Origin of the sequence: Sorangium sp. So ce362, from assembly GCF_051519845.1 — a bacterium.
GTDB lineage: Bacteria > Myxococcota_A > Polyangia > Polyangiales > Polyangiaceae > Sorangium.
This window is the reverse complement of record NZ_CP150332.1, coordinates 5,331,474-5,344,582: the sequence shown is the minus strand read 5'-3', so window position 1 is coordinate 5,344,582 and position 13,109 is coordinate 5,331,474. Positions and strand designations below refer to the sequence as shown.

12 protein-coding genes are annotated in these 13,109 nt (G+C 71.8%); 10 read left to right on the top strand and 2 right to left on the bottom strand.

Annotated features, from left to right (window positions below):
• Positions 1 to 23: 23 nt before the first annotated feature.
• Positions 24 to 548: a hypothetical protein gene (locus tag WMF17_RS20775; RefSeq protein ID WP_437603821.1), complete on the top strand. Its 525-nt coding sequence runs from the start codon at positions 24 to 26 to the stop codon at positions 546 to 548.
• 46 nt (positions 549 to 594) lie between these two features.
• Here the strand turns inward: WMF17_RS20775 and WMF17_RS20770 are convergent, their stop codons facing one another.
• Together WMF17_RS20770 and WMF17_RS20765 are read right to left on the bottom strand one after the other, a co-directional pair.
• On the bottom strand, positions 595 to 1,104 hold the full coding sequence (locus WMF17_RS20770) for a hypothetical protein (protein WP_437603820.1): 510 nt from the start codon (positions 1,102 to 1,104) through the stop codon (positions 595 to 597).
• Between the two features lie 43 nt (positions 1,105 to 1,147).
• On the bottom strand, positions 1,148 to 1,795 hold the full coding sequence (locus WMF17_RS20765) for a hypothetical protein (protein WP_437603819.1): 648 nt from the start codon (positions 1,793 to 1,795) through the stop codon (positions 1,148 to 1,150).
• Positions 1,796 to 1,973: 178 nt separating this feature from the next.
• Between WMF17_RS20765 and WMF17_RS20760 the strand changes: the two genes are divergently transcribed.
• From WMF17_RS20760 to WMF17_RS20720, 9 genes are read left to right on the top strand one after another with little or no spacing between them, the layout of a single operon-like run.
• Complete coding sequence (locus WMF17_RS20760) at positions 1,974 to 2,495, top strand: hypothetical protein (protein ID WP_437581425.1); 522 nt, start codon at positions 1,974 to 1,976, stop codon at positions 2,493 to 2,495.
• Positions 2,496 to 2,503: 8 nt separating this feature from the next.
• Positions 2,504 to 4,729 (top strand): type VI secretion system Vgr family protein, encoded by a 2,226-nt coding sequence (locus WMF17_RS20755; protein ID WP_437650847.1) that lies wholly within the window; start codon positions 2,504 to 2,506, stop codon positions 4,727 to 4,729.
• Positions 4,729 to 6,942: a type VI secretion system Vgr family protein gene (locus WMF17_RS20750; RefSeq protein WP_437603817.1), complete on the top strand. Its 2,214-nt coding sequence runs from the start codon at positions 4,729 to 4,731 to the stop codon at positions 6,940 to 6,942. Before WMF17_RS20755 ends, WMF17_RS20750 begins: the two co-directional genes overlap by 1 nt.
• A complete protein-coding gene (locus WMF17_RS20745) occupies positions 6,939 to 9,167 on the top strand; it encodes a type VI secretion system Vgr family protein (RefSeq protein ID WP_437650845.1) in 2,229 nt (742 codons plus the stop codon). The genes WMF17_RS20750 and WMF17_RS20745 overlap by 4 nt, the downstream gene beginning before the upstream one ends.
• 42 nt (positions 9,168 to 9,209) lie before the next feature.
• Entirely contained in the window at positions 9,210 to 9,578 is a 369-nt protein-coding gene (locus tag WMF17_RS20740) for a PAAR-like domain-containing protein (RefSeq protein WP_437650844.1), read from the top strand.
• 1 nt (position 9,579) lies between these two features.
• Positions 9,580 to 10,278: a hypothetical protein gene (locus WMF17_RS20735; RefSeq protein ID WP_437603815.1), complete on the top strand. Its 699-nt coding sequence runs from the start codon at positions 9,580 to 9,582 to the stop codon at positions 10,276 to 10,278.
• A 9-nt stretch (positions 10,279 to 10,287) separates the two neighbouring features.
• Complete coding sequence (locus WMF17_RS20730; RefSeq protein WP_437603814.1) at positions 10,288 to 11,091, top strand: hypothetical protein; 804 nt, start codon at positions 10,288 to 10,290, stop codon at positions 11,089 to 11,091.
• On the top strand, positions 11,088 to 12,086 hold the full coding sequence (locus tag WMF17_RS20725; RefSeq protein ID WP_437603813.1) for a type VI immunity family protein: 999 nt from the start codon (positions 11,088 to 11,090) through the stop codon (positions 12,084 to 12,086). Before WMF17_RS20730 ends, WMF17_RS20725 begins: the two co-directional genes overlap by 4 nt.
• Complete coding sequence (locus WMF17_RS20720) at positions 12,083 to 13,096, top strand: DUF2169 family type VI secretion system accessory protein (RefSeq protein ID WP_437650842.1); 1,014 nt, start codon at positions 12,083 to 12,085, stop codon at positions 13,094 to 13,096. The genes WMF17_RS20725 and WMF17_RS20720 overlap by 4 nt, the downstream gene beginning before the upstream one ends.
• Positions 13,097 to 13,109 lie beyond the last annotated feature (13 nt).

The following is a 13,109-nucleotide window of genomic DNA, read 5'->3' as shown; positions in this document are numbered from 1 at the left end:
CGCGCAGGCGCGACAGGAGACCGATGCCCGACGAACGTCCCCCCCTCCCGCAGCTCCCCGGCGGCCCCGACCCGACGCAGCCGGTGCCGCGCTCGCCGGTGGAAGGCGTCGACCTCGACACGTACGCCCGCATCTCCGCCGAGCTCGCCGAGGCGCCCGCCGCTCGATCCAGCGTCCTGGCCTCGCACGGGCTCGACGAGGTGCGGTGGATGGACGTCGAGATGACGTGGCTCCTCCGCGTCGCGACCGCTGCGCTGCAGGCCGACCTCTCGCTCGGCCAGGACCTCGATCGCGCCTACACCGCCGCGCAGGCGGCGCTCGGTCCGTCGGAGCCCGTGTTGCCGCTCGAGGACTACGCCCGCCTCACCGCGCGCATCGAGGCGGGCGAGCCCCCGAGCGCCGTGCTGGCCGGCGCCCGGCTCTCGCTCTCCTCCTATTCCCGTCAGCAGCGCGCCTGGACCCAGCGCCTCGCCGCCGATCCGACGCTTGCCCGGACCTACCGCGAGAGGGTGGCCGCGGCGCGCGCCGCGCTCGGCTCGCCCGGGTGAGCCGCCCCCGCTGCCGCGAGGGCGCCGCGCCCTCCCGCCGTGTCCGTCAGACCTCGACCTCCTCCGCCGGCGGGGCGAGGGCTTGCAGCACCTCGAAGAACCGCCTGGACTGCTCCGCGTCGGCCGCCATCGCGCGCGCGAAATGGCGTGAGAGGCGCAGATAGTCGGCGATCGACAGCCGGCGCGCCGCGAGCGGCGGCGCCGGCGAGCCGGCCGCCTGGATGGCGGCGACCAGCGCCGCGTACCCCTCGACGTCCATCGCGGGCAGCGGCTTCAGCGCGTCCTGCGCCTTCGAGAAGGCGTCGGAGTAGACGATGGGGATGCGCGCGCGCTCGGCGTGGTCCATCACGTCGTCGCCCATTCGCTGCATCCAGTACAGCGTCACCTCGTTCCACTGCGCTTCCGTGAGCCCGCGCGCATCGAGCACGCGCGCGAGCGCGCGATCGCCCTCCGCGAGCTCGGCGGAGATCTGCGCGTGATCGAACAGCGTCACGCCGTGCGGCGCGCCGCGCTCCGCCGTGCTCTGGTCGTCCTCGTCCCTGCCTCGGGCCGGCACCCGGGCATCCTCGCCGCCCCCACCGCCCGTGTCCAGCCTGCCCTCAGGGCGCCACAGAGAACTGCAGGTCAGGCAGCATGGCGTTGAGCTCGTCCACGACGGCCTGCACGTGGCGGCTGCGCACCTGACGGCCTATGTTCATCAGGCTATCGGTATCGGCGAGGTGCGCGTGCCCCGCGCCGTACTCGTCGTCCACCGGCAGCGCGCTGCCGGCCCCCGTCGGCAGCGTGTGCCCGAATTCGTGCGGTATCGTGTAGAAGCCGCTCCTCGATTGATGCGCGGCATTCCCGACGGCGTGCGGGATCGCGTCGAGCTGATCGAGCTGGATGGTGCGCGCGCGGAAATCGACCCAGCTCCGGGGCGAGGGGGCGCCGGCGCTGAGTTTTTTCACGTTCACCGTCCAGTGGCCTCCGGTGAGGACCCACCGGATATCGAAGGCGATGGGGAGGTCGCGCACTGGATTCGCCAGCCGGTGCGTGCCGGTCGGCTGGACCCGGAGCCGGCGGCTCCACGCGCCCCAGATGTGCCTGTCGGCGGTGTGATGGAACCGGCGCCGTTCCTGCAAGGTCCACGGCCGGGCCCCGGGGTCGAGCTGCCATACGTACCGCCACTCTTCTTGCACGAAGATGTGCCCGGTTCGGGTATCGAGATCGATGACTCCCCAGGACGGTCGGCGGACGATGTGGCCCATGACGGCCGTCGATGGTAGCGCCTGCGGTGATTCCGGATCGATCGTCTCGTGGTGCGTGCACGAACTGCGCCGCGACCGGCGTCAGGCGCGCTGTTCGAGGGATGCATGATTGCGCGCTCCTCGTGTATCCTGGCCGGAGCGAACCTCGCGGGAGGCTTCAGGACCACAGGAGGACCGCATGGCGGGGCAAGTGAAGCGGGCGGCGGTGCGAAAGCTCGATATTCCTCCGAGCCCGCCTTCCGCCCCGGCGTCGGACCCGCCGCCCGCGTCGCAGGCGCAGTCGGCGGCCGCCGGGTTGATGGCCGCGCGGCTCGTCGCGTTCGACGCAGAGGGGCGCACGGCCCGGCTCTCGCTCGGCGGCTCCGAGATCGAGGCGGCGCTCGATGAGGCGCTCTCGCCGCGCGTGCTCGCCACGGCGCTGGTCCGCCGCGAGCGGGTCATCGTCCAGCGCGAGGGCGGGGGCTGGGTCGTGCTCGGCGCCCTGCGCACCGCGCCCACGCCCGGCGTCGACGAGGGCGACGAGTTCCTCATCAAGGCGCGCCGCGTGATCGTCGCGGCGGAGCACGAGCTCGCCATCGCGAGCGGCGCGGCGAGCCTCGTCGTCCGCGCCCAGGGGCTCATCGAGACGGTCGCGCACGACATCACCGCGCGCGCCTCCGGTATCCACAAGATCGTCGGCCGCATCATCCGGCTCAACTGAGGTCGACCGTGGAGCAGCTCCTTTCGCTCTCCCTCGAATGCAGCGCGATCCCGGCCGGCCTCACCGCCGTGGCCGCGACCGTCCTGGAGGCCATCTCGCAGCCGACCCATGCCACGGTCGAGCTCGTCGGCCCCGACGACCTCGACCTCGAGCGGCTCATCGGGGAGAAGGCCCACCTCGCCCTCTGCGTCGACGGCGCCCCGGTGCGCCATTTCCACCTCGTCGTGTCCGCTGCGCGGTTCGACGGCCTGCAGCACGGCCACCATCGGCGCTATTTCATCGAGCTGGTCCACGAGCTCTCGCTCCTGACCCTGCGCAGCGACACGCGTATGTTCCAGGAGAAGGACGCGAAGGCGATCGTGTCCGAGGTGCTCGAGGGCGCCGGGATCCCGCGCGGTGACGTGGCGTGGTCGCTGCAACGCACGCTCGCCGAGCGCACCTATTGCGTCCAGTCCCGCGAGACGGACCTGAATTTCGCCTCACGGCTGCTCGAGCACGAGGGCATTCATTACTTCATCCACGACGACGGCGGCGGGACCCACGTCACGTTCGCCGACGCGCAATCGAGCTTCCCTCCTGTCGAGGGGACCGTGGCGTGGCCCATCGTCGATGGACGCGAGCACGGCGTCGGCGTGCTCGATTTCGAGCTCGAAACGATCGCGACACCGGAGGCGGCGTCCGTGGGCGATTACAACTTCGAGACGCCTCATATCGACCTCACGTCCACCCACGCCGGGGTCGAGTCGCCGCGCGGCGAGCGCTTCGAGTACGCCGCTGGCCACAGGACGCCGGAGGAGGGCGCAGCGCTGGCGAAGATCCGCTGCGAGGAGATCCTCGCCCGGTCCCGCGTCGGCGCCGGTCACAGCGATCGCTGGACGTTCCGCGCCGGCTCGTGGTTCGAGCTGGAGGAGACGGCCGGCGCGCACCTGTCGCAGAAGTACCTGCTCACCGCCGTGCGGCACGACATCATCGCCCGCGGGCTCGGGACGGCCGGCGGCGGCGACGCGCGCTCCTACACGAACCGGTTCACGGCCATCCCGCACGCGACCCCGTTCCGCGTGCCGCGGACCGCCGCGCGCCCGCGGCTGCGGGGCGCGCACTCCGCGGTCGTCACGGGGCCCGGCGGCGAGATCCACACCGACCGGCTCGGCCGCATGAAGGGCAAGTTCTTCTGGGACCGGCTCGGCAAGGACGACGACACGAGCTCGTGCTGGATGCGCGTCGTCCAGCTCCCCATCGGCGGATCGATGGCCCTCGCGCGGATGACCTGGGAGATGTCGATCGTCTATCTCGACGGCGATCCCGACCGGCCCATCGCCGTGAGCCGGATGTACAACGCGGAGAAGACGTCTCCTTACACCCATCCGGCCGCAGGGACGCGGATGGCGCTCCAGACGCCGTCGAGCCCGGCGAGCGGCAAATCCAATGAGATCCGCATGGAGGACGGGGGTGGCGGGCAGGAGTTCTTCGTCAACGCGTCGAAGGACTTCGACGCGCAGACGAACAACAACAAGACCGAGAAGGTGGGCGTCGACGAGCGGGTGGAGGTCGGCGTCGACGAGCAGATCACGATCGGCGCGAGCCAGACCGTGTCGATCGGCGCGAACCAGACCTCCACGGTCGGCGCCGACCAGGGCCTCCAGATCAAGAGCGATCGCACGGTGTCGATCGGCGCGTCGGAGACCGTCTCGGTGAGCGGCAACATCAGCCAGCTCATCGCGGGCAGCGACGCCGAGACGACCGGCGGCAGCCACACGACGCTCGCCGCGCTCGGCATCGACAAGACGGCCAAGTCGAGCTACTCGCTCACGGTCGGCGGCTCGATGGTCTCGGCGGCCGGCATGGGCGTCTCCGTGGCGGTGGCGGGCGCCAAGTCGGAGACGGTCGGCGGCGCGAAGATCACCGCGTCCGGCAAGTCCGTTACCGAGTCGGTCGTCGGCGCCTACGCCGCCACGGTCGGCGGCGCGTGCGTGCACGCCGCGGCCGCGAACCGGGTGGGCGGCACGAAGGGCGCCGCGGCGGTGACCGTCGGCGGCCTGGCCTCGATGAGCGCTGCGGGCAAGGTCGCGATCAACGCGAAGAAGATCAACATCCTCGTCGGCGGGGTGGCGAACCTGCTCGGCGGCGGCGGCGTGCTGACGCTGACGCCCGCCTCCGCGAGCTTCGCGGGCCTCATCACCCTCGACGCCTCGGGCCAGATCAAGATCTCCGGCAACCCCAACCTGGTGGGCTGATGGCGCACGTGGCCGAGCTCTCCGTGGGGGGTACCGGGTTGGAGGTCGCGCGCCTCCAGGGGACCGTCGCGCTGTCCTGCCCCTACGCGCTGTCGGCCGAGGTGTTCACGCGCGACGGCGCCCCCTCCCCAGGCGAGCTCCTGGGCGAGCCGTACGAGCTCGTGCTCTCCGACGGCTTCGGCGGCGTGCTGCCCCTCCGCGGCGTGGTCGTCTCGGCCGCCCGCCACGTCGGCGATCTCGCGCAGGGCGCGCGGCTCGAGCTCACGCTGGGGTCGCCCGTCTCGCCGCTCGCGCTCGGGCGCGATAGCCGCGTCTTTCAGGAGATGACGGTCGTCGACATCGTGAAGGACGTCCTCGCGCGCGGCCAGGTGGCCGACGTCGAATGGCGCACGAGCGCGTCGTACGCGACGCGGCCCTACACCGCCCAGTACCGCGAGAGCGACTGGGACTTCGTCCAGCGATTGCTGGACGAAGAGGGCATCTATTACTGGTTCGAGCACGAGGACGGTGCGACGAAGCTCGTCCTCGGCGATGACTCGACCACGGCGGCCCCGATCGACGGCGGCGCGGAGCTGTCGTTCCGGGACGACGCGCAGCTGCTCGAGGCGCGGGGCGCCGTGTACCGGGTGACGAAGCGCGCCGCCCTCGCCCACGAGGCGGTCCGCCTGCGCGACTACAATTTCGACAAGCCGCGCCTGCTCATGGACGAGAAGGCGGGCAGCGGCGCGCGCGAGCTCTACGACTTCCCCGGGCGCTTCGCGGTGCCCGGCGACGGCAAGCGCCGCGCGCAGGTCCGCCTGGAGGAGCTGCGGGCACGCCGGGTCGTCGTCGCGGGCGATGCGTCGACGACCCGGTTGCGGGTCGGCCGCGGCTTCGACCTATCGGAGCACCCGGTCGAGGGGCTCGACGGCAGCTACCTGGTCGAGCGCGTCACCTACGTCGTCTCGGACGACCGCGGTCCGTCGGCGGGCGGGGGCGAGACGCTCCGCATCGCCTGGGTCGCCATCCCGAAGGCGACGCCGTACCGCGCCGCGCGCCGCGGGCCTGTCACGCGCGACCCGGCCGGTCCGGAGACGGGGGTGGTCGTGGGCCCTCCGGGCGAGGAGATCCACCCCGACAGGTCCGGCCGCGTCCGCGTGCAGTTCTACTGGGATCGCCAGGGCCAGCGCGACGACAAGGCCTCGACGTGGATGCGCGTCGGCCAGTTCCCGCTCGGCGGCTCGATGGTCCTGCCGCGCGTCGGCTGGGACGTGCTCGCGCACCACGTCGAGGGCGACGTCGACTTCCCCTACGTGAGCGCGCACCTATACGACGGGCAGTTCCCCGTCCCCTACAGCCTCCCCGGCAACAAGACGCGGACCTCGTGGCAGACGGCGACGACGCCGGGCGGCGGCTCGTCGAACGAGGTCCGGTTCGAGGACAAGAAGGGCGGCGAGGAGATCTTCCTCAACGCGTCGAAGGACATGAACGTCGTCGTCGGCGATAACAGGATGGAGAAGATCGGCGTCAACCTCGAGGAGACGATCGGCGCGAACCTCGACGCCAAGGTCGGCTCGAACCGCAAGGTCGGCGTCGTGTCGAACCAGGACGTGAGCGTCGGCGGCGCGGAGTCGCTCACCGTGTCGGGTAGCCGGTCCGTGGTCGTCGGCGGCTCCGAGACGACGACGATCGGCGCCTCGCGCAGCGTCACCGCGACCCTGGGATCGAGCCTCGACGCGACGGGGGGTCGCTCGGTGACGATCGGCGGGACGATGATGGCCATCTCCGCGCTGGGCGTGAACCGCCTCGTGCTGGGCACGGCGAGCGTCACGGTGGGCGGCGCGTGGGTCAGCGCCGCGGCGACCGGCCTCGCGTACCTGACGGGCGGCGCGTGCGCCGAGACGGTCGGCGGCGCCAAGATCAACGCGGGCGCGGCCGGCTGCGCCGTCTCGGTGAAGGGCGCGTGCGCCGAGACGGTCGGCGGCGCGTACGTGATCGCCGCCGGGGCGAACGTGGGCGAGAGCGCGACGTCGCGGCTCGCCTTCACGGTCGGCGGCGCGATGCTCGTCAACGCGCCCACGATCGAGATCGAGGCTGAGAGCGAGATCTCGATGCGCGTCGGGGGCGCCTCGCTCACGATCAAGGCGTCGAGCGTCGAGGTCAAGGCGCCCGCGATCGCCGCGCCCGGCGCGACGATCACGAAGAAGGCCTCGAAGATAGCGCACAACGGATGAGCGACGCGATCTCGCTCCACCAGGCGTTCTTCGCGACCGAGGGGCTCTCCCCGGAGCTCGCGCGCGTGCGGAGCATCGCCGCCCACGAGGGGCTGAGCCTCTCGTACCAGGTCGAGGTCGAGATCGAGCTCTCGGCGCCCGAGCTCGACCCGGGCGGCTGGGTCGGCGCGAGCGCGACGGCGATCGTCGCGAGCCAGGAGGGCGCGCCGCGGCTCTTCTGCGGCGTCGTGACGGGCGTGCGCGAGCGCGCGAGCCGCGGCGACCCGCGCACGATCGCGGTCACGCTCGAGTCGCCGCTCGCGGTCCTCCGGTGCACCACGGATCATCGCATCTTCCAGGAGCAGACGAGCCAGGAGATCGTCTCCGCGCTGCTCGAGGAGCGGGGCATCGTCGGCGCGCGCGTCCGGTGGCGGCTGTCCGGCAGCTACCCGAAGCGCGAGGTGTGCACGCAGTTCGGCGAGGACACCTTCACGTTCGTCTCGCGCGTCCTCGAGGAGGACGGCATCTTCTACTTCCACGAGCACGGCGACGAGGGCGCGATCGTCGTCTTCGGCGACTCGAGCTCGGCCTACGCGGAGGCGCAGCCGACCGCGGAGGTCGTGTTCCGGCGCGAGAGCGGGCTCACCTCGGGCTATGCGATCACCGATCTCGCGCTGTTCGAGCGCGCCCGCCCGGCCGAGGTGACGCTCCGGGATCACGACTTCAAGCGGCCCGCGCTCGATCTCGAGGCCAACGCGAGCGGCAAGGCGCCGCTCGGCCGCGAGCATTACGACTACCCCGGCCGCTACGTCGAGCCGTCGGAGGGCGCGCGGCGCGCGCGGATCCGCCTCGAGGCGTTCGAGGCCGCGTCGCAGGGCGCGCGCGGCGCGAGCACCGTGGGCTCGCTGACGCCGGGCCACACGGTGAAGCTCACGGACGCGCCGGAGCAGGCGCTCGAGGGCGAGTGGGTCGTCCGCGAGATCGAGCACGTGTGGGAGGACGCGTCCGGGGAGGGCACCTACAGGAACCGCTTCCACCTCCTGCCGAAGGATCTCCCGTTCCGCCCGCCCGCGTCGGCGCCGGAGTGCGACGTGCCGGGTCCGCAGCTCGCGACCGTGACGGGCCCCGCGGGCGAGGAGATCCACACCGACGCGTTCGGGCGCGTCAAGGTGCAGTTCCCCTGGGATCGGCGCGGCACCGGCGACGACAAGAGCTCGTGCTGGGTGCGCGTCGCGCAGCTGCACTCGAGCGGCGCGGTGGCGATCCCGCGCGTCGGCTGGGAGGTCGTCGTCGATTTCGAGGGCGGCGATCCGGATCGGCCCATCGTCCTCGGGCGCGTCTACAACGGCAAGTACGGCCCGCCGTACAAGCTGCCCGACAGCAAGACCCAGTCGGCGCTGCAGTCGTCGTCGAGCCCCGGCGGTGGGGGGCACAACGAGATCCGCATGGAGGACAGCGGGGGCGGCGAGCACGTCCATGTCCACGCGGAGCGGGATCTCAACGTCGTCGTCGCCAACAACAAGACGGAGAAGGTCACGAACGTCGCGACGCTCGGCGTCGGCGCGAACCACGAGCAGACGGTGGGCGCGAACGCCACGCTGGACGTCGGCGCGCAGGAGGACATCGAGATCGGCGGGTCGCAGACGATCGCCGTCGGCGGGTCGCGGACCGAGGCCGTGAGCAGCGATGAGAAGGTGGATGTCAAGGGCTCGCGCTCGCTCACCATCGGCGGCAGCCACACGACGATGACGCCCATGTCGGTCAGCGCGAGCACGCCGGCCTCGTTCAGCGAGACGGTCGGCGGCAGCGCCGTCGAGGCGGCCGCGCTCGGCGTCGGGATGGCCGTCGCCGGCGTCACGAGCATCAGCGTGGGCGGCGCCGAGATCGCGGCGTGCGCGACCGGCGCGAGCTCGTTCACCCTCGGCGCGCACGCGACGACGGTCGGCGGCGCCTTCATCTCGGCGAGCGGAAAGGACGTCGCGATCAACGTCGGCGGCGCCAAGGCCACGACGGTCGGCGGCGTCTGGGCGGCGCAGGCCGGCGGCGACATCGCCATCTCGAGCGGCTCGACGCTCAACATCACCGTCGGCGGCGCGCTGTCGATGAACGCCGCCTCGATCACGCTCAAGGTCGGCGGGTCCAACGTGACGATCTCCGCCGGCTCCGTCGTCATCAAGTCGTCGACGATCAAGCTCACCGCGACCGGACCTCAACCCGAGCTTGCCCCCATGGTGGCGGACAAGTAGCGAGGAGGCCTCCGCCGCGCCCTGGCACGGACTCGAACGAGTATGCCTCTCTTGAACCAGAACAAGATGTGCGCGAGCGTCGCGTCGGTCCACACCTCCGTCACGTCGGGGCCGCTCGACATCTGCAAGACGCCGACGCCCGGCGGTCCGGTCCCCATGCCGTACCCCAACGTGGCCGTCTCCTCGACGATGGGCCCGGGCTACACGACGAAGACGCTCAGCATCGCCACGCCGATGTGGACCAAGAAGGGAAAGAGCGCGCTCTCCAACGGGGATCAGCCGGGCGTCGCGCTCGGCGTCGTCAGCAACAAGATCATGGGGATGGTCGCCATCCTGATGGCGTCGACCGACGTGGACGCCGAGGGCGGCGGCGTCGTGCGGACCGGCGACAAGTCGAACGGGAACATCTGAGATGGCCGTCCAGGCTCCCGAGCAGCTCGTCCACGGCGGAGGCGGGCTCGCGGCGTCGGGCTACAAGGATGTGATGTGCCAGGCCTTCCGCGAGGCCGTCGACGAGCATTGCTCGAAGCCGAAGGGGAAGCGCGGGTCGTTCAACAACAAGTTCTACGACAAGCTCCGGCGCCACAACCCCGAGCTGGCGGGCCGCATCCAGCGCGAGGTGCCCATCGTGTTCGGCGGGGCCGCCGGGTCGGCTGGCCAGCTCGCGGCGAACCTGACGAACGCGCCCGGCCCGGCCGGCGCCGCGGCGAACGCGGTCCTCGCCGCGCACCAGGCGGGCGTGCGCGCCTTCGCGGGGCCCGGCGCGGCCGCGGTGACCGGCGCGCTCGCGAACCCCCGCATCCCGGCCGGCCCCTGGGGGATCGTCGGCCTCGGCGCCATGGAGGGCATCCGCAGGGGCGCGCCGCTGTTCAGCCGCATCAAGTTCGCGCTCTTCCGGCTCATGAACCGCGGCGTCCGGGTGAAGTTCCCGGACGGGCTCATCGGCCGGCAGGTGATCGAGATCAAGGGCCCTGGCGACACGATGAGCAAGGGCCAAGCCAAGGACTACCAGGCGTTCAGCAGGCCCGATCCGCCGATCGTGCCGAGCTGCGAGTCATGCGCCCCGGCCAACTGCGATAACAAGAAGACAAGCAACGGTGGATGCAAGTGACGGTGAACGGTGCCTGTTCTCTATGACATGGAGTTCGCTGCGGGCGGGCTGCTCGTCGCCTACCGCGCGAGCGCCGAGCCGCAAGAGCTCATCATCGAGGTGGAGACGGAGGGCGCGGCCGAGTTCCCGATGTCGGTCGCGTCGCTCCGCGCCCTGATCGAGGCGATCAACCGCGGCGCGGCGGGCGGGGCCGTCTTCGACCCCCTCCTCGGCGCGGCCGAGCGCATCGACGGGCCCTGGGAGGCCGAGGGCGTCCTCGGCCCGGCGTACCGCTGGAGGCTGCGCGTCGCCGGCGTCGCGCCGCTCTTCCTCCGCAACGTCGTCGAGGAGCTCCGGCGCGCGGGCGCGGATCACCCGGTGACGCGGATGAGCCTCGTCGGGACGCTGCCGCTCGACGGCGGGGAGCTGTCGGTCCGCGAGGGCCTCGTGCGCTCGTGGCTCGACGATCGCTCGACGTACCTGGAGGCGTGGCCGCACCGGGAGTTCCCGGTGGACGTCGAGCCGACCGATCATGTCGCTGACGTGCGCGTCGAGCTCGCCGCCTCGATCACCCCCGGGATCCGCGTCGAGCTCGAGGCGATGAGCGTGTGGTGGCTCAACTTCATCCGCAATTACGTCTCCGAGGACGGGCTCGAGGTCATCATGAACCCGTCGAAGACCTTGCCCACGTTCGGGTCCAGCCGCACCGAGTTCCGGGCCCATTACGCCGAGCTCCCCTACAAGCGCGCTCCGGCGCGCGCGCTGCTCGAGAACCTCCTCTACCGCTTTCACCGGAGGGTCGCGCCCATCGCGCGCGTCGCGCTGAAGCTATGAGCCACGAGGTCGCGCCGGAGCCGCTCGCGCGGCTGGCCAACAGGACGCCGATCGTCTACGGGGCGCTCGGCGCGGTCCTCCACCTCGAGCCGCTCGCCGCGGAGGACGAGGCGCGGCTCGATGCGGTCAACGACATGGTGTGGGACTGGATCGGCCCCGCGCTGACGCACGTATCGCTCTCGTGCGCCGAGCGCCCCGAGGCGGTCCGGCGCGCGCACCTCGATTACATCTCGACTCATGGAGCGAACCTCGGCGTCCCTCCGGTCCCCGGCGGCGGACCGGAGGATCAGCGGATCTCCGCCCACCTCGTGCGGCTCGGCCGGGACGAGATGTCCGTCGTGTGCAGCGGGTCGCGCGACCCCTTCGAGGCGTCACCGTACTCGTACCGCTTCTGGGCGGAGATCGGCGATCTCCCGGAGGGCTCGGACGCGCTGCACCTGACGGCCCACGCGGTCCTGCACCTGACCGTGCCGGAGACGTGGCCGCTCGCGGATTTCCACGCGCGGATCTGCGCCATCGCGGCGAAGCTCCGGCTCCGCTGGGGCGCCGCGGGGTACACGTTCTCCGACTGCGAGGCGCAGAACTACCAGGCGCCCGCGGCCGCCATCTATGCGCATGCGCGCAGGTACTGGGGTTACGACGTGGCGGAGTACGTCCGGCTCACCGAGGCGTTCCATCGGCGGATCCGTACCGTGAGCTGGCTCACGTGGCTTGGGCCCTCGATGCTCGACGAGTTGCGGGCCGGAGGCGGCCTCGGCGCGCCGCGCCTGTCGACCTGGACGGCCTCGGGCGACGGGGTGCTGATCCAGGCGGGCGGCGCGCCTGAGCGCGGCGACGTGAACCGGCGGCAGGTTCCGCCGGCCTACCGGGAGGTCGACGCCCTGGTGCGCCCGCTCCGCGCCGCGGGCGGCGCCGACCTGCAGTTCTTCGCGCCCTGGGACGAGCGCTCGATCGAGCGGTGGCTCCGCCGCTTCGAGGTGCTCGGCGGCCCATGATCCGCATCATCAACCAGACTCCGGGCCAGCATTTCGCGGTCCCGGTGAAGAGCAAGGAGGGGCGCGATCGGCTCGCGATCATCATCAAGATCACGTTCGCCGTGGACGCGCGCGGCGGCGTGACGATCGATCCGGACGGGCCTGCGCCTTACCTGGCGGACGAGTTCAACGGTGCGGACGCGGCGCGGGCGAGTATCCGGAAGCCGTCCGATCTCTTCGACGAGAAGCCCGGGACCGACGTGCTCTTGCTCGGGCACGCCCACGCGCGCTCTCCAGGGCAGGCGAAGCACGTCGACGTGTCGTTGAAGATGGGCTCCATCGCGAAGACGGTCCGGGCCTTTGGCCAGCGCGCGTGGACGCTCGGCGCGATGGGCGGGCTCACGCCGGGCCCGGCGCAGCCCATCGTGGAGCCGGTCCCCTTGCTGTACGAGCTCGCGTGGGGCGGCCTCGATCTGTCCGATCCGGAGCGGCCGTTCGGCGAGCCGAGGAACACCGTCGGCCGCGGCGCCATGCGCGACGTGCGCTCGCTCGTCGATCAGGCGGCCGCGCGGATCGAGGACCCGGCTCACCCGATCGGGGGGCACCGCAACGTACCGGCCGGCTTCGGCGCGATCCATCGCCACTGGCAGCCGCGCGCCTCGTACGCGGGCACCTACGGCCCCGAGTGGATGGAGACGAAGATGCCGCTCTTGCCGGACGATTTCGACAGCCGGTTCCACGTCTGCGTCCCCGAGGATCAGTGGTCGCCGACGCCGCTGCGGGGCGATGAGCCGATCGAGGTCACCGGCGCGACGCCGCAGGGCCGGTGGGTCTTCGCGCTGCCGCGCGTGCACCTCGGGTTCACGAGCTTCGCGCTCGGCGCCCGCACCGAGCACCGCACGCACCTGGATACCGTGCTGATCGACGCGGACGCGATGCGCGTCGAGCTCACGTGGCGCGCTGCGATCCCTTTGCCCAGGAAGTACGAGATGTTAGAGTGGGTCCACGTGGTTCATAAACGGGTCGTGTGACCGCCGCGGGCCG